The organism is Myxococcus sp. AB025B, assembly GCF_006518215.1.
GTDB classification, from domain to species: domain Bacteria; phylum Myxococcota; class Myxococcia; order Myxococcales; family Myxococcaceae; genus Myxococcus; species Myxococcus fulvus.
Window position 1 is genome coordinate 1 of the sequence record NZ_SRLW01000183.1, and the last position, 20,041, is coordinate 20,041.

16 protein-coding genes are annotated in these 20,041 nt (G+C 69.8%); 8 read left to right on the top strand and 8 right to left on the bottom strand.

Annotated features, from left to right (window positions below):
• Positions 1-218 precede the first annotated feature (218 nt).
• The 3 genes from FL311_RS27000 (at position 219) to FL311_RS27010 (ending at position 5,855) form a co-directional block, all read left to right on the top strand.
• Positions 219-3,590 carry an RHS repeat-associated core domain-containing protein gene (locus FL311_RS27000; protein WP_194869381.1) on the top strand — a complete coding sequence of 1,124 codons (3,372 nt, stop codon included), beginning with the start codon at positions 219-221 and terminating at the stop codon, positions 3,588-3,590.
• A gap of 147 nt (positions 3,591-3,737) precedes the next feature.
• Positions 3,738-3,965, top strand: a complete 228-nt coding sequence (locus FL311_RS27005; RefSeq protein ID WP_141329385.1) for a hypothetical protein — start codon at positions 3,738-3,740, stop codon at positions 3,963-3,965.
• Between the two features lie 207 nt (positions 3,966-4,172).
• On the top strand, positions 4,173-5,855 hold the full coding sequence (locus FL311_RS27010; RefSeq protein WP_141329387.1) for an amidohydrolase: 1,683 nt from the start codon (positions 4,173-4,175) through the stop codon (positions 5,853-5,855).
• A 7-nt stretch (positions 5,856-5,862) separates the two neighbouring features.
• Here FL311_RS27010 and FL311_RS27015 read toward each other — a convergent pair whose 3' ends face one another.
• Positions 5,863-7,878: a hypothetical protein gene (locus tag FL311_RS27015; RefSeq protein ID WP_141329389.1), complete on the bottom strand. Its 2,016-nt coding sequence runs from the start codon at positions 7,876-7,878 to the stop codon at positions 5,863-5,865.
• Between the two features lie 108 nt (positions 7,879-7,986).
• Here FL311_RS27015 and FL311_RS27020 point away from each other — a divergent pair, with 108 nt between their 5' ends.
• Both FL311_RS27020 and FL311_RS27025 read left to right on the top strand, forming a co-directional pair.
• Complete coding sequence (locus FL311_RS27020) at positions 7,987-9,231, top strand: DUF6068 family protein (RefSeq protein ID WP_141329391.1); 1,245 nt, start codon at positions 7,987-7,989, stop codon at positions 9,229-9,231.
• On the top strand, positions 9,228-9,545 hold the full coding sequence (locus tag FL311_RS27025) for a DUF4286 family protein (RefSeq protein ID WP_046710807.1): 318 nt from the start codon (positions 9,228-9,230) through the stop codon (positions 9,543-9,545). Before FL311_RS27020 ends, FL311_RS27025 begins: the two co-directional genes overlap by 4 nt.
• 49 nt (positions 9,546-9,594) lie before the next feature.
• Here the strand turns inward: FL311_RS27025 and FL311_RS27030 are convergent, their stop codons facing one another.
• The 5 genes from FL311_RS27030 to FL311_RS27050 form a co-directional block, all read right to left on the bottom strand.
• The gene (locus FL311_RS27030; protein WP_141329393.1) at positions 9,595-10,623 is read right to left on the bottom strand and encodes a pyridoxamine 5'-phosphate oxidase family protein; all 1,029 of its coding nucleotides are present in this window, start codon (positions 10,621-10,623) and stop codon (positions 9,595-9,597) included.
• Between the two features lie 143 nt (positions 10,624-10,766).
• A complete protein-coding gene (locus FL311_RS27035; protein WP_141329395.1) occupies positions 10,767-11,312 on the bottom strand; it encodes a GNAT family N-acetyltransferase in 546 nt (181 codons plus the stop codon).
• Positions 11,313-11,520: 208 nt separating this feature from the next.
• On the bottom strand, positions 11,521-13,359 hold the full coding sequence (locus FL311_RS27040) for a hypothetical protein (protein ID WP_141329397.1): 1,839 nt from the start codon (positions 13,357-13,359) through the stop codon (positions 11,521-11,523).
• A gap of 44 nt (positions 13,360-13,403) precedes the next feature.
• Positions 13,404-13,844 (bottom strand): organic hydroperoxide resistance protein, encoded by a 441-nt coding sequence (locus FL311_RS27045; RefSeq protein ID WP_141329399.1) that lies wholly within the window; start codon positions 13,842-13,844, stop codon positions 13,404-13,406.
• A 189-nt stretch (positions 13,845-14,033) separates the two neighbouring features.
• Entirely contained in the window at positions 14,034-15,644 is a 1,611-nt protein-coding gene (locus FL311_RS27050; RefSeq protein WP_141329401.1) for a S8 family serine peptidase, read from the bottom strand.
• Between the two features lie 216 nt (positions 15,645-15,860).
• On the opposite strand from FL311_RS27050, the gene FL311_RS27055 reads away from it, so the two are divergent.
• Positions 15,861-16,646: a HipA family kinase gene (locus FL311_RS27055; protein ID WP_141329403.1), complete on the top strand. Its 786-nt coding sequence runs from the start codon at positions 15,861-15,863 to the stop codon at positions 16,644-16,646.
• Positions 16,624-17,022, top strand: coding sequence for a DUF3037 domain-containing protein (locus FL311_RS27060; RefSeq protein WP_141329405.1), 399 nt, complete (start codon positions 16,624-16,626; stop codon positions 17,020-17,022). Before FL311_RS27055 ends, FL311_RS27060 begins: the two co-directional genes overlap by 23 nt.
• A gap of 30 nt (positions 17,023-17,052) precedes the next feature.
• On the opposite strand, the gene FL311_RS27065 is transcribed toward FL311_RS27060, so the two are convergent.
• Positions 17,053-17,616 carry a hypothetical protein gene (locus FL311_RS27065; RefSeq protein WP_141329407.1) on the bottom strand — a complete coding sequence of 188 codons (564 nt, stop codon included), beginning with the start codon at positions 17,614-17,616 and terminating at the stop codon, positions 17,053-17,055.
• A 246-nt stretch (positions 17,617-17,862) separates the two neighbouring features.
• Between FL311_RS27065 and FL311_RS27070 the strand changes: the two genes are divergently transcribed.
• Positions 17,863-18,855 carry an endonuclease/exonuclease/phosphatase family protein gene (locus FL311_RS27070; protein ID WP_141329409.1) on the top strand — a complete coding sequence of 331 codons (993 nt, stop codon included), beginning with the start codon at positions 17,863-17,865 and terminating at the stop codon, positions 18,853-18,855.
• A 45-nt stretch (positions 18,856-18,900) separates the two neighbouring features.
• On the opposite strand, the gene FL311_RS27075 is transcribed toward FL311_RS27070, so the two are convergent.
• Complete coding sequence (locus tag FL311_RS27075; protein ID WP_141329411.1) at positions 18,901-19,860, bottom strand: DnaJ family molecular chaperone; 960 nt, start codon at positions 19,858-19,860, stop codon at positions 18,901-18,903.
• Between the last annotated feature and the right edge of the window lie 181 nt (positions 19,861-20,041).

The following is a 20,041-nucleotide window of genomic DNA, read 5'->3' on the forward strand; positions in this document are numbered from 1 at the left end:
GCCGTCCTTGAACTCACGCGTGAACTTCCGGCGCTGCCTCCGGCTCTTCTTCTGCTTCGCGTCACTCGCCGACATTGGACACCCTTTCCATCACATCTCGGGTGTCCACGGAATCGGGGCAGGCTCAGACCTTCATCACGGAGGTCATGGGGTGCTGCGACTTCGAGGAAACCAGGGTCGAAGCGCTACCGGATGGCTCCGTGCTCGTGATGGACAGGGTGAACAGAAACCTGTTCCGCCTGTATCCCGACGGAACGCTGAGCACCATCGCCCAGGGAGGAGGCTGCGCCAACCCGCTCTACACCCCGGCGAGCGAGGCCCAGTTCTGCCTTTCGCGCGTCGCCCCAGCACCCGACGGCACGACGCTGGTGGTGGACTACGGGTCGCATCGAGTGCGGCGACTGATTCCCGTTCTCCCGGCGCGCGCGCCGGAAATCCTGGTGGCCTCCGAGGACGGCGCGGAATTCTACGTCTTCGACGCCCACGGTCGCCACCTGCGCACCGTGGATACACTGACGCAGTCCACGCTGCGCACCTTCACATATGATACTGACGGGCGGCTGACCGGGTTGCAGGACCGCAACGGCCAGCTCACCACCATCGACCGCGACACGGCCGGTGTCCCCACGGCCATCGTCGCCCCCCACGGCCACACCACGCTGCTGGACGTGGATGCGAATGGCTATCTGTCCTCAGTGCAGAACCCAGCGAGCGAACTGGTGACGCTCGGGTACACAACCGACGGCCTGCTCACGACGATGACGGACGCGCGGCTGGGCGAGCACGCTTTCACCTACGACACGGCGGGACGACTGACCCGCGATGACCGGGCCTCCGGGAGCTGGAAGACGCTGACCCGCACGGCGACGAGCACCGGCTTCGAGGTGACGCTGTCGACGCCGCTGGGTCGCCAGACGCGCTACCAGGTCCTGAAGCCCGCAACGGGCAAGCAGCAGACTCGCGTCACGACGACGCCCTCCGGGAGTGCCTCCACGACCCTCGTCAAGACCAGCGGCGAAGAGGTCCACACCCTGGCCAACGGGACGATGGTCACCGTGAGACGCGGGCCCGACCCGCGCTTTGGCATGCAGGCTCCCCTGGTCAGCCAGCGCACCGTCACCACGCCAGGAGGCCTGACGTCCACGACGTCACACACCCGCGCGGTGGCGTTCGCGCCGGGCGGCACCTCCCTGGACCTGGCGAGCCTCACGGACACCCACACCGTGAACGGGCGCGCCTTCACGTCCCACTACGACGCAAACACGCGCGAGTGGCTGATGACCTCGCCGCTCGGCAAGACGGTCCGCGTGCGGATGGACGCACAGGGCCGGGTGATCCGGCGTGAAGTCACCGGCTTGGACCCCGTCACCTACGGCTACGACACACTGGGACGCTTGACGTCCACCCAGCAAGGCAGCCGTATCGGCACGTCGACGTACAACCTCCTGGGCCAGGTGGCTAGCACCACCGACGCAGCCGGAGGCACCGCCCTCTTCTCCTACGGCACGACGGGGCACCTGGTGAGCAGTGAGTTTCCGGGCAGCCGGCTGGTGGGCTTCAGCTCGGATGCGCACGGAAATCTCACGTCCATCACCCCGCCGGGACGCCCCGCCCACGTCTTCACGTACACGCTGGCGGACGCGATGGGCAGCTACGCCCCACCGAGCGTCACGGGAGGTGGCCTGCCTACGGTGTACGGCCATGACGCCGACGAGGCGACCACCAGCGTCAACCTGCCGGATGGCACCTCGGTGACCTACGGTTACGACACCGGAGGACGACTCACGACGACCACCGCGCCCGGAATCACCCGCACCCTGAGCTACCTGACTGGCAGCGGACAGGTGGACCGGATGACGAACTCGGGAGGCTCCAACCTCTCCTTCGTCCATGACGGAGCCCTCCTCAAGGGTGTCACGTGGGACGGCGTCGTCGCGGGCCGCGTCAGCTACACGTACAACGCGGACTTCCAGGTGACCGCCATGGCCATCAACACGAGCGGCGGCACCACGGATTATCGCTACGATGGCGACGGCCTGCTCAGCGGCGCCGGCGCGCTGGACTTGACCCGGAACAGCACGAACGGGCTTCTCACCGGCACCACACTGGGAACACTCACCACGACCCATGGCTACAACACCCTGGGCGAGGGACAGTCCCTGTCCGCGACGGCGGGCAGCACCGCGCTCTACAGCCACACCATCACCGGGCGCGACGGCCTGGGACGCATCACCGACAAGACGGAGACCGTCCAGGGTGTGACGAAGTCCTTCCACTACACCTACGACGTCGCCGGGCGACTGGAAACCGTCTCCATCAATGGCGTCCTGTCCGCGACGTACGGCTACGACAGCAACGGCAACCGCACCCTGGTGACGGAAGCGGGCGTCACGCGCAACGCCACCTACGATGCGCAGGACCGGCTGCTCACATCCGGAGGCACGTCCTTTGTCTTCGGTCCCAATGGCGACCTCCAGGAATCGCTGCGCACGGGGGACAGCAATCCCACGGAGTACACCTACGATTCACTCGGTGCGCTCCGGGCGGTAACGCGGAACGACGGCACGCAGGTGGACTACGTGGTGGACGCGCTCGGACGGCGCGTGGGCCGGAAGGTGAACGGCACCCTCACGCAGGGCTTCCTCTATGACGGTGGCCTGCGCGTCGCGGCGGAGTTGGATGGGAGTGGGGCGCTGGTGAGCCGCTTCGTCTATGCGACACGGAGCCATGTCCCCGACTTCATGGTGAAGGGGGGCGTCACCTACCGCATCATCAGCGACCACCTCGGCAGCCCACGGCTCGTCGTCAACACTGCCACAGGCGTCGTCGCGCAACGGATGGACTACGACGCCTGGGGCCGGATCACCACCGATACGGCGCCCGGATTCCAGCCCTTCGGCTTCGCGGGCGGACTCCATGATGCCCTGACGGGCCTCACCCGCTTCGGCGCGCGTGACTACGACGCGGAGACGGGGCGGTGGACGAACAAGGACCCCATCCGCTTCGAGGGCGGTGACACCAACCTCTATGCGTATGCGGCCAATGACCCGGTCAACCTCATCGACCCGTCCGGCCTGGACTGGAGCGACTGGCAGGACTGGGACTTGGCGGCCGCCGGTGACTTCGCGGCAGCCTTCGGCTCTACCTTGAGCTTCGGACTGACGAACTTCCTCAACGATTTCACGGGCGCGAGCGCGTTCGTCAACAAGTGCAGTGGCATGTACAACGCGGGTGAGTGGGCCGGGCTCGGCCTGAGCCTGGCCTTTGGTGGTGCCCACCTGGGACGCAACGCCGCCTACAACGGTTTCAAGCGACTGTTCCATGACCCTCGCACGTGGGGTTCGGTCCGTAGCGCCTGGAGCCGTGCGGCCGGTGGGCTCAGGAACAAGGGGCAGAGCCTGCATCACTGGCTGATTCCCCAACGTGTGGGTCAGGTCAACGCTGGATTCAACTACATGCCGCTGACCGCCAAGTTCAACAGTTGGATGAACAACTCGACGGCCCTCCGAAACGGCGTGGAGTGGGGCTTCAGGGGTGTCGTCGCAGGCATCTACGGAGCCCCCGCGACCGCCGCACTGAACGACCCCTGAGCATCCCGCTCGCTGCCCCGAGCAGGCATCGCGGCTGCTCAGAGTGTCCTTCGCCATGACATGCCGCGTGGAACCAACGCACTCGACAACTTTGCGCGCGGCATGTTGAGTTCGAACCCTTCCGCTGAAACGAGTCCCGGGTCGACCATGAAGCTTGCAACCCGCATCCGTCAGTCCGAGGTCGCCTTCCGCAGCGGCGTCCGACTGGTCCTGTTCATGATGGCCCTGTGGCTGTGCGCGATGCTCTTCAAAGTGCCGCTGGCCGCGAAAATCACAGGGTTCCTGGCCCTCTTCTTCACGGCCACGACGGCCCTGGAGGCCTGGAACGTGTGGCGCTTGCGTCGCCGTCCACCCGAGGAGCCGAAACGAAGGTGAAACCCGACGTGAGCGGGAGGCCGCATCGGTCGGATGACCAACCTCCTCCCGTTGACCGACCTCGGGCGAATGGCGAGAACGATTAGCACCCATGCCGAACGCTCGCTCTTCGTGAGCGGACTGGCCCCCGACCACCGGGTGAGCCAGAGTGTCGCGCGCCCGCCCCAGGCTCGGGGCGGCCCTCCATCCAGACAGGTGCGCGAAACGATGCTGCGACGAATCGGCGGGCTCCTCGGTGCCGTACTGTTCCTCTCCCTCCTCGGCGGCTGCACGCGGAACACTCCGCGCCCGGACCCCGCGGGCACCTCCGTCTACGTAGCCGCGCGCGTGCGCACCCTCGACCCGGGCCGCCCCGTCGTCGAGGCCCTCGCCGTCCGCGAAGGCAAGGTGCTCGCCACCGGGACCCGTGACGAGGTCCTCGCCGCCGCCGGTCCCGGCGCACGCGTCGTGGACCTGGGCTCCGCCACCATCGTCCCCGGACTCACCGACTCGCACGGACACCTGTCCTCCCTCGGTCAGTGGGAGGCCACCGTCACCCTGCTCGGCGCCACCACCAAGGACGAGGCCCTCGCCCGCGTCGCCAACGCGCCGAGCACCTCCTACCAGGGCGAGTGGCTCGTCGGACAAGGCTGGGACCAGAACGACTGGCCCGAGAAGACCTTCCCCACCCGCCAGGACCTCGACGCCAAGCACCCGCGCACGCCCGTCTACCTCACGCGCATCGACGGCCACGCCGCCTGGGTCAACAGCGAGGCCTTGCGTCGCGCGAACATCACCCGCGCCACCCAGGACCCCAACGGCGGCCGCATCCTCCGCGACGCCAACGGCGAGCCCACCGGCATCCTCGTCGACAACGCCATCGGCCTGATTCACGCCGTGCTGCCGCCCCTCACCGAGGCCGAGCGCACCGCGCAGCTCACCGCCGCCCTCCACCGCGCCGCGCGCGTGGGCCTCACCGGCGTGCACGACGCCGGCATGGACCTGGCCACCTTCCAGCTGCTCCAGCGCCTGGACAAGGAAGGCAAGCTGCCCCTGCGCGTCTACGCCATGGCCGACGGCCAGGCCCCCGAGCGCGCCGAGTTCCTGCGCATGGGCCCCTACCAGGGCGAGCGCCTCACCCTGCGCGCGGTGAAGCTCGTGCTCGACGGAGCGCTCGGCAGCCGCGGCGCCGCCCTGCACCAGGACTACAGCGACGAGCCCGGCCACCGCGGCCTCTTGCTCCTCACCCCCGAGGAGTACGAGAAGCGCGTCACCGACTTCATGCGCGCCGGCTTCCAGGTCTGCACCCACGCCATCGGCGACCGCGCCAACACCCTGGTCCTCGACACCCTCGCGCGCGCGATGCAGGCCACGTCCACCCAGGCGGGCCGCCACCGTGTGGAGCACGCGCAAATCATGGGCCTGGACGACATCACCCGCCTGGGCCGCATCGGCCTCGTCGCCAGCGTGCAGCCCACGCACGCCACCAGCGACATGCCCTGGGCCGAGGCGCGCGTGGGCCCCGAGCGCATCCGCGGCGCCTACGCATGGCAGCGCCTGAAGTCCTCCGGCGCCGTGCTCGCCCTGGGCAGCGACTTCCCCGTGGAGCGCCCCGACGTGCTCGCCGGCCTCTACGCCGCGCGCACCCGTCAGGACGCGCGCGGCACGCCCGAGGGCGGCTGGTACGCCGACCAGCGTCTCAGCGGACAGGAGGCCCTGGAGGGCTTCACCGTGGGCGCCGCCTACGCCTCCTTCGCCGAGGCGCGCCGTGGCCGCCTGCAGCCCGGCATGGACGCGGACTTCGTCGCCCTGTCCGTGGACCCCGTGGACGCGCCCGTCTCCGAGCTGCCCGGCGCCCAGGTCCACCTCACCGTGGTGGGCGGCGATGAAGTCCACCGCGCCACCCCGTGAGCCGTGATTAGAGGTTCGACACCAGGCTGAGCGACTGGACGCGGCGGTGCAGCTCCTCCTGCGCCGCCTGCCGCTCCTTCACCAGCCGCTCCAGCTCGCGGGCGATGGCCTCCAGCCGGTCCTCCTGCTCGTTGAGCTTGGCCACGAAGCGCTCGGCCAGCTCCCGCTGCGACACGCCGCTCTTGAGCGACTCGATGTTGGAGCGGATGCGCTCCTGGTCCTTGAAGAGCTGCGCGCGCTCCTGGGTGAGCTGCTGTTCGTCGCGCGTGAGCGTGGCCACGCGCTCGCGGATGGCAATCATCTCCCGCAGCGCGTCCGACATCGCCTTGTCCACGTAGCGCTGCGACAGGAAGAAGGCCACGTCGTCCGGGCCCACCGAGGACAGCGCGTAGTGCCGGTGGCCCGCGGTGCGCTCGGACACCACGAACGTCTCCTGCGCGCCCGCGGCCAGCGTCCGCTTGAAGCGCCAGTAGCCCTCCGTCGTCTCCTCGGGCGCGGGCATGTCCTTGGCCAGCTCCCAGCCGATGCGCGGGTGCTCGATGAACAGCACCTGCGGCCGGGGCGCCTTGTTGCGCACCAGGTACTGGGTACGCCGCACATTGTGGTACTCCGCCATCAGGGTGCCTTGGCTCACCACCACCCGGAAGACGGGCCCATCCGAGGTCCCCTCCTCCACGGACACGACGCAGCCCAGCTCCACTGCGTATGGCACGAAGCGCATGTCCTGGGGCTTCATGGTGTCGAGCATCGCCTCCCCCACGTAACGCTCGTCCTCCGTCACCGTCACCGGGCCGCCCTCCAGCGTCAGGCCCGTGGTGTTCTTCAGCTCGATGCACGCCATCGGGTTCTTCTCGCGCGTGGCCCGGTTGTAGAGCAGCACCCGACGCCCCTCGAACGGCTTGTGTAGGATGGGCACCAGCGCGCTCTGGTTGCGGTGCACCGTCACCGGCCGGTCCACGCCGTACTCGAACAAATCGCCCACGTCCTTGGTCAGCGTCGTCACCTTCGCGCCCTGCTGCTCGAGCACGTCGCGCAAGCGGGGACCGCCAGGGCCACCGGAGGAAGCGCCCCCCTTGCTTCGCATCAGCGAGCGGGAGCGGCCCGGCGCCATCGCCGGCGCGGGCGCCAGCTCGGCCATCATCGGCATGGCATCACTCTCTTCATCCATCACGGCCGGGGCGCTCGCGTAGCTCTCCTCCGGAATCACCGGCGCGGCGGCCGCCTCCGTCCTCACCTCCACCACGGGGCGCTTCATGTAGCGGGGGTTGTAGAGGTCGTGCACGAACGACACCGGCAGGCCCGCGACGAGCGCCAGCTCCACGTCCACCCAGTCCTCGTCCCCCGTGTTGTCCACCAGCGCCCAGCCCTGCAGGAGCGGCGACTCGCCCTCGTCCAGGAGGATGCGGTAGCTCGTCTTCCACACCGGCGCTTCCACCACGTAGCTGACGAACACCTCGCGCTCGCCCTCGCCCGCGGTGAGGATGCTCATGCGCTTGCTGTCCTTCTTGTACGAGGACAGCACCGTGGACAGGTAGAACTCCAAATCCTTGCGCACCGCCTCGTCGAGGAACTCCAGCTCGGTGATGTCCAGCACGTCGAACGTGCGCAGCGACGCGCCCACCAGCAGCGACAGGAAGGGGCGCACCACGCTCGTCTCCCCGGCGGCCACCGCGAGCGACTCGAGGCCGATGATGGCGCCCTCCACCTGACCGCCGCCCACGCGCGCCCGCACGCGCGCACCCTTGATCTGCCCGAGCAGCGCCGTGAGGCTGCCGTCCTCCGGAATCCGGATGGTGGCCTCCGCGAGCAGCTGCTCCAGCGGCTTCGTCGAGTCGTAGCTCACCGCCGACACCGAGCCGCCCGACAGGTCCAACACCGTCAGCGACTTGAGCACGTCGTTCATGTCCCGCGCCTTGAAGTCCAGGTGCAGGGTGTCGCTGCCGGTGACGCTGCCTCGGCGCTCGAAGTACCCGACGCCATGCTTGTAGAGGACGACCCGGCGGATGGACAGTGGTGTGGGCATGAGCGCGGAAACTCCAGGAAGTTGGGGATGACCTGTCCCCCGGTGTATCAAGCCCCGCCTGGGGTCGCGCAATGCCGCGCAAGGCCCTTCTCGTGAGGTGACGCCCGAATGCGAAAGCCCTCCACTTCCTTCCTGTCCCGCTCCGCGCTCCTGTGCGCGGCGCTGACGCTCGGCTCCGGCTGTGAGAGCACGAAGCCCCGCGCCGCAAGCCCCACCGACGGTGTGCCGGTGACGCAAGGCGGCACGTCCGGGAGCACCACGGACACGCCCACGGGCACCGCCGCGCCTGATGCGCCCGGCTCGACGAAGGGGACTTCGCCCTGGAGCCGCGCCCGGGTGGGCGACCAGGTCGTCTATTCGTTCTCCGCGATTCGCACGCCGCCGCGCGACACGCAGGGTGGGTCGGCCGCGGCGGGGCAGCTGACGCTGGAGGTCGCCGCGGTGGAGAGCTCGCGCGTGTGGCTGACGTTGACGCTCCAGAGCGACAAGGGGGGTGAGCTGACGCAGCCCCGGCTGTCGCGGCGCCTGGCGATTCCCATGCGCGTGGAGGCCTCCCGTCCGCTGGAGGTGGCGCGCGAGGGCACCGCGACATCCGAGCAGCCCACGGCCGCGGGCCGCACGTGGGAGGCGAAGCGTTATCTGCGCGACAATCGCCCGGTGGATGGTCCACTGGAGAACCGGCTGTACGCGGTGGACGCGGGGCCGCTGTACCTGACGAACGGGTTGCTCGACGCGAGCACCACGCTGTCGGGCTTCGGCGGCGCGGGCAGCCATCAGCTCACGCTGGTGTCGATGCGCCAGGGCAAGGAGGGCGCGGGCATGGCGCCGGACCTGGAGTGGCCGCTGGGCCCTGGCACGTGGTTCGACCGGGAGATGGAGTCGGAGGGCACGAAGACGGTGCTGCGCACGTGCCAGTCGGCGGAGGCCGGTTACGTGCTGCGCACGGAGGCACCGGTGAACCCCGCGACGGACGAGGCGCCGTGCCAGGACTTCTCGCAGGCGAGCGTGATGCCGCTGGAGGAGGTGCTGCTGTCGTTCATCTCGCTGGGGCTGGAGCCCAAGCAGTGGCCGCCGGCGGTCGCCAACTCGGCGCCGGCCGTGCGCGAGACGCTGGCGGTGGGCACCAAGCGGGTGCCGGTGCTCCAGGTGGACGCGAACGAGGGGCCGACGAACGCGAAGCAGGTGCGCACGCTGCTGTTCGCCGCGGACCCGTGGGAGAAGACGCTCGGCGGGCTGGCGCACGAGGCGCGATTCGAGCCGCTGTCGGACTTCACCTATCGCGTCTCGTCCAAGGGCAAGCGTGAGTCGCAGGGTGGCGCGAAGCTGACGGGCTTCGGTGCGTGGCAGCCGTGACGTCGCTGTACACCGTGGTCATCGAGGTGGAGCCCGGCGCGGAGGCCGCGTGGAACCAGTGGCATGAGGGGACGCATGTCCCCGAGGTCCTGCGCGAGCCGGGGTTCCTGGGGTGCCGCAAGTGGAAGGACACGGAGCGGGCCCCGGATGGCTGGGCCCGGTACGTGTGTCACTTCGAGCTGGCCAGTGAGGCGGACTTCCAGCGCTACACCACGAGCGACGCGGCGAAGCACCTGCGCGCGGAGTCGCTCGCGCGCTTCGGGACGGTGACGCGGCACTCGCGGCAGGTGTTGACCGAGGTGAAGCGGTTCTGACGGTGCACGAGGGCTCCCTGCGTCGCGAGACACGGGAGCCCTCGCGGACTCAGTACAGGTTCTTCTTGTAGTCCTGCTCCAGTGCCCAGCTCAGCATCCTCCTGGACACGAGGGCGCGCACCGTCGCGGCGGCGGCGCCCTTCTGGGGGCTGCGCCGGACGTGGTCGACGAACACATCCGCCATCTTGGGGAGCTGGCTCGCGGGCACGTGACGCGCGGTGTCCCACAGCCCCGCGTCGACGATGGCCTGACTGGCGTGGAGACGCGCCGCGTGGGACTCCAGCAGCAGCGCCATCTTTGGCACCTTGCCCTCGACAGCCATCGAGGCCAGCAGCGCGGGCTCGGTGGAGAGCGAGGCGACGCCGGAGACCTCCAGGAAGCGCGTCTCGCCAGGGATGAGCGCGAGCAGGGCCACACGGGATTGTTCGAGGACGTTGTGGAACGTGTCCGTGCGACGGTTGCCGGGACGGTCGGGCACGGCCACGCGCGTGCCGTCGAGTCGGAGGAAGCCCGTGGGGTCGCCCTTGGGGCTCACGTCCGCGAAGCCCTGCGCGTCCCACGAAGCCAGCGCGACAAAGGGCGTGCGTGACAGCCAGTCGTGCACCTCGGGGTCCCCGCTCCAGGTGCCCGCGGCGCGAGTGTCCGAGGTGGCGGGCTTCGGGGACTTCCAGAGCCCCGAGCGGATGATGGCCTTCGCGCAGTGCACGAAGGCTTCTTCGACGGTAACGCGAAGGATGTGTCCTTCGAGCGTCGCGTGCCCGTTGACCCGCAGCGTCTCGCCCAGGCCCGGGATGAAGAACAGCAGGCCACAGCCCACCGTCGGGTTGAGCGGGATGGGCGCGTCCAGCCGCAGCTCCAGGTGCGTCGAGTCCACGACGCGCGCGAACCCCAGGGGCCCGCCAACCGCCGTCGCGCGCCCCTGCCCGTCCACGTCGACATAGCCGAGCACCGCGAACGATGAACACGCCAGCAGCTTGACGCAGTGGTCGTCCAGCGAGTCCAACGACTTGAGCATCACGCCCAACGGGCGGGAGCCCACCACCCCTTCGAGCGCCTCGACTGTCTGGACCCGTGCCATGGACCCAAGCATACAAATTTGAGATTGACTTGCAAATTCACAAACTTCAACCGGGCCGCCTGGAGGTGGCCCCGCCGGCCCACGCGCCGCCACCCGCGACAGAAATGCGCGAGGCGGGAGTCCGTCTCCCGCCAGCGGCCGCGTCACGCGCAGAGATTGCGCGCGGTGACGCGTGGGAAGTACCCCACCGACCCGGAGGGCAAATCCAACCGGAGATAGACATACCCGCTCGGAGACATGTCGTCGGACAGCTGGCCTGAAACGTCCAGGCGCCGGAAGCCGAGCGACTCCAGGGTCGAAAGCGACGTCGAGTGACCCGCACGGACGGAGGTCTCCAGGTGCCGCAGTCCATCCAGCCTGACGCCCTGGCGGATGAGCTCCGACAGGGTCCAGTGCTCCGCGCCATTCTGGCGATGCTGCGCCACGATGGAGCAGCACACGCGGGCGTAGTGCTCCTCCCGGCGGATGTGGGTCAGCGCCGCGAGGCCGATGACGCCGTTGCCCCGCTCGGCCACGGCATACAACCGGGTCCCCTCCGCCGCGCTCCACCGCCCTGGCGGACGTCCTCCCGCCTCGGGCCGCCACCACCCGAAGAACTCCTCGACGTCCGGCTCCTCCAACAACATCCGAGCCGCCACCAGGACCGCGGTCCCCGCCACATCCATCGGAATGAGCTGACGCTCATGCATACAGGCTTCCCCCCTTCACCCCGGGGAGACTTCAAGGGACATGCCAGGAGGCCCCCCAAGGCGCCTCCCGCGAGTCCTCCGAGGGAGGGCGTCGAGGAGTGACGCACCCGCGTGCCTCTCGCACGCACATGACACCGCGTCCTTAAGGGAAAACCCGTGCGTCCTTCATGGCACAGCGTGTCCCCCGCGACACGGAGCGTGCCGGGCTCTACCCCCCCGCGCGTGCTCGCTCGTCGAACAGCCCACGCAGCCCATCCACGAGCACGTTCGCCCCCGTGGTCTTGCCCACCGTGTCGAGGGAATCCCGGAGCGCGCCGAACAGCGCGCGCGAGTGCTCCGGGTTCCGCTCGGCCCGGTCGATGACGTGGCCCACACGTTCAACCTGGTCCTTCCACGTCGCCAGCACCCCCTCGTACGCCGCGGTGACAGGCAGGGCGCTGTCGACCAGCATGTGGACCAGCGCGATGACGTCCGCGAAGTCATACGTCCGCGTCTTCGCGTCATAGAAGTCCTCCAGGTGCACGGAGTCGTGCGCGAACCAGAAGCGCACGAAGTCCGCCGCCGTCTTCTTCGCGGCCTCCAGGTCGACCTCGACCAAGGGATGCAACGCCTTGTCCACCTCCGTGATGAGCGAGTCCTTGATGCTCACCCGCTGCAAGCCCCGACTGTCGAAGGCCCGCGTCGGCAACGCGCGCAGGAAGGTCCCGTTGAACTCCACCACCTCCAGCTTCGGCAACCGCGTGAGCACCTCGGGGAAGTCCCGCAGCACCTTCACCTGCCGCCAGCTCCCGAACGAGGCGCGCACGTACGAATAGGGATTGTTGACGAGGTTGATGCTCCGCAGCTCCGTGCAGCGCGCCAGGGACTCCGGCAGCCGCCAGAGGCAGTTCGCCTCCAGGTCCAGGTGGACGAGCTTCCCCAACTCCCCCACCGACTCCGGCAGTTCCTGCAGCCCGTTGCCTCCCAGCCGGAGCTCTCGCAGCTCCGTCAGCAACCCCAGCTCCTCGGGCAGCCTGCGCAGCTTGTTCCCCGACAGGTCCAGCGTCTCCAACCGACGGAACTGGAACAGCTCCGCCGGCAGGGCGCGGAGGTTCTTGCGGCTCAGCACCAGGCTCTTGAGCTTCTCCGGCGCCTCCAGCTTCTTCGCCATCTGCTTGCGGAACTCGGCGCGGACACTCACCGGCGCCTCGAGCAGGTTCGGCTTCCCCTCCGCCAGCCGCTTGCGCGCGAGCGACAGGTCCACCTGCCCCTCCGGCTTCTTGAGCACCCCCGCCACGAAGACACCCGAGGCCTCATGCGGGTCACTCACCTCCTCCACACCGTCCACCACTCGGAACACACTCGCGCCCCACCCCAGGAAGCGCATCGCGTTCAGCGTCCCCGCCACGCTCACCGTGTGCTCGGTCGCCACGATGCGCGCGTCCAGGTCGCCGCCCACATCGACGAGCCCGTGGTTGTAGACGCCGATGAGCTCGCCCGTACGGACGCTCCCATCGACCCGGACCTGGGAGCCACCCACGCCGATACCCCCGGCGACCAGCGCGCCTCCCACCTGCAGGAAGGGCCCCGTGTCGTCCTCGAAGTTGAGCAGGCAGCCCTCGACGGTGAGCGCGCCGCGCACCCACAGCCCCACCAACGGGGCCTGCGCGTCCTGCTCCGGCGCCAGCAACCCGAACCCGTCATCCAGGATGAGGTCGTGCGGAATGACGAGGTCACCGTCATGCACCAGCACCCGGCCCTCGGCGTCGCCCGCGACCTTCAGCTCGGCGCGCACCTGCTCGACAGGCACGGCGCGAAAGCCCAGCTCCGAGGCGAAGTACCCCTTCTCCACCTTCGCGCGCAGGCTCTTCTCGCAGAAGGCCATCGCCTCGGCCTCGGTCTCGAACGTCTTCTCGGTCTGCTTCGACTTCCCACCGAGCGGGCCCTCGCGGAACGTCACCGCCGCGCCAGCCCGCTCGAAGGACCAGGCGCGTGCCGCCCCCTTCTCACGGGCGACGAGGGACAGGGATGCGCGAGGAGAGGGAGCGGACAGGGAGGAGTTCGACATTCCTCCCTATACCAACTCCTTCGCAGGCCTGAACGGCTGTTCGCTCACTGCTCCGCGACGGAGAGCTTCACGTCGATGTTGCCGCGCGTGGCGCGCGAGTACGGGCACACCTCGTGCGCCGCGTGCATCAGCTTCTCCGCCTCGTCACGGGGGAGGCCCGGCAGGATGCCCTTCAGCTCCACCGCCAGCCCGAAGCCCCCGTCCGGCGTCTTCCCAATCGTCACCGACGCGGTGATGCCCACCTCGGGCCCCAGCTTCTTGCCCGCCTTGCCCGCCACCAGCCGCAGCGCGCTCTCGAAGCACGAGGAATACCCCGCCGCGAACAGCTGCTCCGGGTTCGTCGCCGCCCCACCCGCGCCCCCCAGCTCCTTCGGCATCGCCAGCGGCAAATCGATGACCTGGTCCGAGGACTGGACCTTGCCCGACCGGCCTCCGTGGGCGGTGGCGTGGGCGGTGTACAGCGGCGAAATCGTGACGGGAGCCATGGCTTGTTCTCCTGGAAGTTCGGGGTCGCTTCTTTCCGACCCCCTTTATCTAGGGCGCAATTCAATCGCGCGCAATCAATTCGGGCCGGAAAAAGGCCCCTGCCACCGCGAAACCCGCGGAAGACAGGGGCCGGATATCCACCACCCGACCGTTCAGGGCCCGGAGGACGTCCGGGCCCCGTGGGCGCTTCAGCGGCCCGCGACGGTGGCGGGGGGCGTGGTGACGAACTCCTCGGCGGCCTTCACGGCGGCGGCGATGTCCAGCTTGCCGCCCGTGCTGACCTTGCCCTTGAGGTCCGGGTCGAGCTCCACCGTCTGCACCAGCAGGTCGCGCACCTGCGCGGCCGTCAGGTCCGGGTTCGCGGCGAACATCAGGGCCGCGGCGCCCGCCACCGTGGGGGTGGCCATGGACGTGCCGCTCATCTTCTCCCAGTCGCCGCCCGGCACGGTGCTCAGGACGTTCTCGCCCACCGCGGCCAGCTCCACCACCTTGTCGCCGTGCGAGGAGAAGCGCGCCAGCTTGTCGTTGCGCTGGTCCATGGCCGCCACGGTGATGACGTTGGGCAGGTCGATGTTGGCCGGGAAGTCCTGCACGTTGTTCATGTTGCTGCCGTTGCCATTGGCCGTGGCCGCGACCAGCAGGATGTCCGCGTCCGCCAGCTTCTGCACGGCGGCCTTCCAGCGCGCCTGCGAGGCCGCGTCGCGGTACTCGTCACCGAAGCTCGCGTTGAGCGCGCGCACGTTGACGCCGTGGTTCTCCTTCATGTTGACGATGTAGTCCACGCCGCGCTCGAAGTTGGTGAGCAGGTCCGCGCCGTCGTACAGGCCGCCGATGCTCATCACCTTCGCCTTGCCGGCGGCGATGCCCGTGTTGCCCTCGCCGTTGTCCTCGGCCGCGATGATGCCCGCCACGTGCGTGCCGTGGTCCGTGCCCTGGCCCTTCATCACGTCGCCGCTGTTGAAGCCGACGTTGTAGCCGTGGATGTCGTCCTTCACGCCGTTGCCGTCGTTGTCGATTCCGTCGCCGGCAATCTCGTTCGGGTTCGTCCACATCGCGCTGTCGAGGTCGCTGTGCTTGAAGTCCACGCCGCCGTCGAACACCGCGATGACCGGCTCACCCGTGGGGCGCGGGGGCTTGGGGTCCACCGGGTCCGTGGACGGCGCCTTGCCCGTGGCCTCCAGGCCCCAGCTCTTCAGCGTGCCGGTGTCCGCGCGCGCCTTGTCCTCGACGGACAGCGTCCAGGTGCCCTTGGCCGACTCGCCCTTGAACGTGGTGCTCAGGTCGAACGAGCCCTTCACGTCGTCCGCGCTGCCACCCTGGCGGTTGGACACCGTCGCCGTCTTGCCGGACGGGCTGGTCACCTTCACCACCAGGTCGCCCCGGTACGAGTGCGCCAGGTCCAGGTTCAGCTTCAGCGAGTCGAGCGAGACGTCCTTGTCGAAGCTGACCGTGGACGTCACCGTCGCCAGGTCCTTCACCGTCGCGTTGGGCGTGGCGGACGCCGTCAGCGTCACCGGCGTGGAGGTGTCACGGCCGGCCAGCGTGGCCTTGCTCGGGCCGAAGGCGAACGCCGTGGCCGGCAGCACCGGGGCGTTCGGGTCCGGGCGGTGACCGGTGGGACGGTCCACGAAGTTCGAGGGCCGCGCCGACTTGGCCGACTCGAAGCCGTCCGTGCCGTTCTTGCCGGGCCGGGCCACCACGCGCTCCGCGGCGGGCGTCGCGGGCGCCTCCGGACGGGCAGCCTCCCCGGTGCGGGTGGTGGGCGACGGGAGCGACAGGGGCTTGCGGGTGACGGTCATGTTGGCGGCTCCGGGGGGAAGCGGAAGCAACGACTGTCCCTGATTGTCGCGGCTCGTCAGGATCAGTTTCCTGGAGGGCTGCTTTTCCACCTGAAGTGAACCCCCTTGGCGGGTGGGCAGGCGCGTCAGGCGTGGTAGAGCGCGGCCGGGCGCCTCCTTCCGGGGGTTTGGCCCCAGGCCCTGGCCCGGACGCGGCGTGGGGCGAGGACGGGAAGGATGCCGAGGACCATCGTCGCCACGCGCTACGTGACGCCCCTGCGCGAGGGGGGCTCGCTGCCCGCCATCGTCGAGGCGGACGACGCGGGGCTGTATGTCGTGAAGTTCCGGGGGGCGGGCCAGGGGGCCAAGGCGCTCATCGCGGAGTACATCGCCGCGGAGCTGGCCCGGGCCGCGGGGCTGCGCGTGCCGGAGCTGGTGCTGGTGGAGCTGGACCCGGCGCTGGGCCGCAACGAGCCGGACAGCGAGATTCGCGAGTTGCTCAAGGCGAGCGCGGGGCTGAACCTGGCGCTGGACTACCTGCCCGGCTCGGTGACGTTCGACCCGGTGGCGGGGCCGGCGCCGAAGGTGGACGTGGCGTCGTCGCTGGTGGCGTTCGACGCGTTCATCACCAACGTGGACCGCACGCCGAAGAACCCCAACCTCCTGTGCTGGCACCGGGAGCTGTGGCTCATCGACCATGGCGCGTCGCTCTACTTCCACCACGCGTGGGAGGACTGGGAGGAGCGCAGCCAGAGCCGCTTCGCGCCCATCAAGGACCACGTGCTGCTGCCGTGGGCCAGCCAGCTCCCCCAGGCCCAGGCGCTGCTGTCCACGCACTTCACGCGGGCGCTGATGGAGAGCACCGTCGCGGGGATTCCGGAGGGCTGGCTGAAGGCGGCCGAGTCCCCCTTCCCCACCGTGGAGGCGCACCGCGCCGCCTACGTGAGCTGGCTGTGCAAGCGTGTCCAGGCCCTGCCGGCCTTCATCGAGGAGGCCGCCCGTGCCCGCGCACAGCTCGTTTGACTACGCCATCATCCGCGTCGTCCCGCGCGTGGAGCGCGAGGAGTTCATCAACGTGGGCGTCGTCCTCTTCTGCACCACGCAGCGCTTCCTGGGCGCGCGCGTGGAGGTGGACGAGGCGCGCTTGAAGGCGCTCGCGCCCGACATCGACCTGGAGACGGTGCGCTGCCACCTGGACAGCTTCCAGCGCGTCTGCGTGGGCGGCAAGGGCGCAGGGCCCATCGGCCAATTGCCGCAGAAGGAGCGCTGGCACTGGCTGGTGGCGCCGCGCAGCACCATGCTCCAGACGGGGCCGGTGCACTCGGGGCTGAGCCTGGAGCCCCAGGCCGCGCTGGAGCACCTGCTCGACACCGTGGTGCGCGTCAAGCGCGCGCCGTGAGGCCGGGCCCGGGGCCCTCGCGCCCCGGGCTCACTTCACCCGGCGACCGGCGAGGCGGACCTTGTACGTGCACTCCTCGAGTTCCCTCGCGTCGATGCCCAGGCCCTCGAACGAGGTGCGCCGCACGTCGATGAAGCCCTCGATGTCGTCGTCCTCCAGCGAGTCGTTGGCGATGTAGAAGCGCAGCACGTAGACGATGTTCGACTCGCCGGCCACTGTCGACGGGATGGAGCGGATGTCCACGTATTGGAACGGCCCCTCATCGGAGCGCGTGCCCTGGAGGATGTCCGGCGCGTCGTCCTCGTCGAGCGTCGCCACGTCGCCCCGGTGCAGCGTGAAGGAGACGTCGGGCACCTCGATGCTCGTGGCGCCGTACTCCTCGGCGCGCACCGTCCAGCGCTGCTGGAGCGCCAGGCCGGAGACGCCGCCGATGCCCGGCACCGCCACCGGCTCCTTCGCCGTCTTGTCGGTGCAGGAGTAGGGCACGGCCGCCGCCTGGGCCGCGTCCAGCTCCACGTCATACGTCTCCTGCTCGAAGCCGCCACAGCCCGCCACCAGCAGCACCAGCGGCGCCGCCCATCCCATCGCGTTCATCGACCCTCCAGTTCCACGGGAGACCACCCTCGCCGGCCCTGGGCGTCCGCCACCCCACCGGGCAGGCGGGCGCCTTCCTCCCGACCAGGAAAGCATGGCCCCCAGGGCGAGGGAACCCACGGGGTGGCGCGAGCTTCCCGACCGGGGACGACCGTCTGTCAACTGTCCTGCAGGTGAGGAATCGGGGGCGCGCGGGCGGGCGGATGAGTAGCTTTGCGGCGTGCCCGGGACGGGCACGGACCTCGTATGCCCGACTCTTCGCTTCGAATCGTCACGTACAACGTCCGCTACTTCGGCCACATGCTCCGGGGCCTGGCGAGCACCGTGGGCCCCAAGCGCCGGGTGGCCTTCGCCCTGGCCGGGCTGGACCCGCTGCCGGACGTGGTGTGCCTGCAGGAGGTGGAGACCAGCTCGCTGCGCAGCACCATCGCCGACCGCCCCAAGCTGCCCGGCGAGACGCAGCTGATGGCCTTCATGGGGCGCATGGAGGAGACGTTCGCCGCGCAGGGGCGCGACATGCCCTACGAGGCGTTCTACTTCCGCGCGCACCACTACAAGCTGGGCGAGGTGTCGCTCTACACCACGGGGCTGGCGGTGCTCGTCAACAAGCGCACCCTCCAGGTGGACAAGCACAACGTGGACGCGCCCATGTCCATCACCCACCACCACGTGCAGCGGCTCAAGGACCGCAAGCAGAGCCGCATCTGCGCGCACATGCGCCTGCTGCGCCGCGACGACGGGCGTCCCTTCCACGTCTTCAACACCCACCTGAGCCTGCCCACGCCCTTCGCGCGCGAGTTCTGGTCCACCAAGGACAAGATGGGCTGCGGCGTGAACCAGCTCCACGAGGCGCGCAAGCTGGCGGAGTTCGTGGGCAGCCTCCGCGCCGACGAGCCGTTCATCGTCTGCGGGGACTTCAACTCGCCGCCGACGTCCCCGGTGTTCCGCTACCTCACCGGGGAGGTCTCCTTCACGTGCGCCCAGGCCGCCGTGGGACAGATTGACCCGAGCGTGTCGCGGGGCTTCCCCACCGCGGGCTTCATGCACATGCGCATGCACCTGGACCACATGTTCTCCGGCGGGGGCGTGCGCTGGCTCGACACCGAGGAGACGCACCCGTTCGGGGACTTGAAGAGCCGCTTCCACGGGCTGTCGGACCACATGCCCATCGTCGCGCGCTTCGCGCTGGAGGCGCTCCCCGTCACGCTGCCCGTGCCCGGCGTGCCGAGCGTGGGCTGACCGTGCGGCCCGTGCCCGGATGACAGGGGCGGCCGCGGCGCGCCGCTACGACTCGAGCTCCTGCGCCACGGTCTCCCACGCCTCCAGGAGCTCGCGCGTGCGGCGCTCCGCCAGCTCGCGGAACTCCGGCGCCAGGTGCGCCACCTTGTCCGGGTGGTAGCCGGCGATGAGCGCGCGGAACGCCTTGCGCGCCTCGTCCCGCGACACGCCCCGCTCGAGCCCCAGCACCTCCCACGCGTCCTTGCGCGCGGGGGCCTCGCTGCGGACCCGGGTGCCCCGGGGCGGCGTGGCCTCCGGGTCGCGAGGACTCCGGGCCCCGCGAGCGCGATGCTCGCCTCCGACCTGCTCGTCGTCACCGCCCCAGGCGCCTCGCGAGCGACGACCCGGATGCTCGCCTCCGACCTGCTCGTCGTCACCGCTCCAGGCGCCTCGGGAGCGACGCCCCGGACTCTCGCCGCCCTCCCACTCCTCGTCCCGCGCACGGCGCCCCCCCGCCTCCTCGGGCTCCCGGGGCGCGGCGGTGCTGGTGGGACGACGCGGTGCGCGAGGCGCGGGCTCCGGGCGCTTCTTCCCCGGGCGGCGCGCGGGGTCCGGCGCGGGGATGCGCGGCTCCAGCCGGCTCAGCGCGTCCTCCAGGAACCACAGGTCCTCGGCGGGCAGGCCGTGCTTGCGCACCACCTGGCGCGGCTGGCCATCCACCAGCAGCAGGTAGCCCGTGGTGACGGCGTACGCGTCATCCTTGCTGTCGGGGTGCAGCCTGTCGCCCAGGTCCCCCAGCGGGTCCCTCCACATGCCGTCCGGGGTGCCCTCGTCCGCCACCAGCACCTGCGTCAACACGCGGCCGTGGAGGAACTCCAGCGTGGCGAAGGGCTCGCGCAGCTCAGGGGAGCGCATGGCCGCCCCATGACGCACGCCCGTCACCAGCAACACCCCTCGCGTCCCGTCCACATGGGCGAAGAGCTGCTCGCGCACCCGCTTGTCCGAATAGAAGAGGACGAACTGCACGGTGGACAACGTAGTCCGTCCCGCGCCATCCAGACAGGCGTTATGTCCTGGCGCGGCAAGAGGGTGCAGGGCGGAACAGTGCGACGAAACACCGGCTCGACGGTTTCGCGCGCTTGCGGAAGAGTCATCCCCGCTTATGCGCTGCTGCCACCGTCACTCCTCCGAGCCCGCCCTCCCCCAG

Coding starts and splice junctions, on each gene's coding strand:
- FL311_RS27005 (WP_141329385.1), top strand. CDS start 3,738: ATGAAGCTTGCAACCCGCATCCGTCAGTCCGAGGTCGCCTTCCGCAGC.
- FL311_RS27040 (WP_141329397.1), bottom strand. CDS start 13,359: ATGTCGAACTCCTCCCTGTCCGCTCCCTCTCCTCGCGCATCCCTGTCC.
- FL311_RS27065 (WP_141329407.1), bottom strand. CDS start 17,616: ATGAACGCGATGGGATGGGCGGCGCCGCTGGTGCTGCTGGTGGCGGGC.
- FL311_RS27045 (WP_141329399.1), bottom strand. CDS start 13,844: ATGGCTCCCGTCACGATTTCGCCGCTGTACACCGCCCACGCCACCGCC.
- FL311_RS27035 (WP_141329395.1), bottom strand. CDS start 11,312: ATGCATGAGCGTCAGCTCATTCCGATGGATGTGGCGGGGACCGCGGTC.
- FL311_RS27070 (WP_141329409.1), top strand. CDS start 17,863: ATGCCCGACTCTTCGCTTCGAATCGTCACGTACAACGTCCGCTACTTC.
- FL311_RS27010 (WP_141329387.1), top strand. CDS start 4,173: ATGCTGCGACGAATCGGCGGGCTCCTCGGTGCCGTACTGTTCCTCTCC.
- FL311_RS27050 (WP_141329401.1), bottom strand. CDS start 15,644: ATGACCGTCACCCGCAAGCCCCTGTCGCTCCCGTCGCCCACCACCCGC.
- FL311_RS27020 (WP_141329391.1), top strand. CDS start 7,987: ATGCGAAAGCCCTCCACTTCCTTCCTGTCCCGCTCCGCGCTCCTGTGC.
- FL311_RS27030 (WP_141329393.1), bottom strand. CDS start 10,623: ATGGCACGGGTCCAGACAGTCGAGGCGCTCGAAGGGGTGGTGGGCTCC.
- FL311_RS27055 (WP_141329403.1), top strand. CDS start 15,861: ATGCCGAGGACCATCGTCGCCACGCGCTACGTGACGCCCCTGCGCGAG.
- FL311_RS27015 (WP_141329389.1), bottom strand. CDS start 7,878: ATGCCCACACCACTGTCCATCCGCCGGGTCGTCCTCTACAAGCATGGC.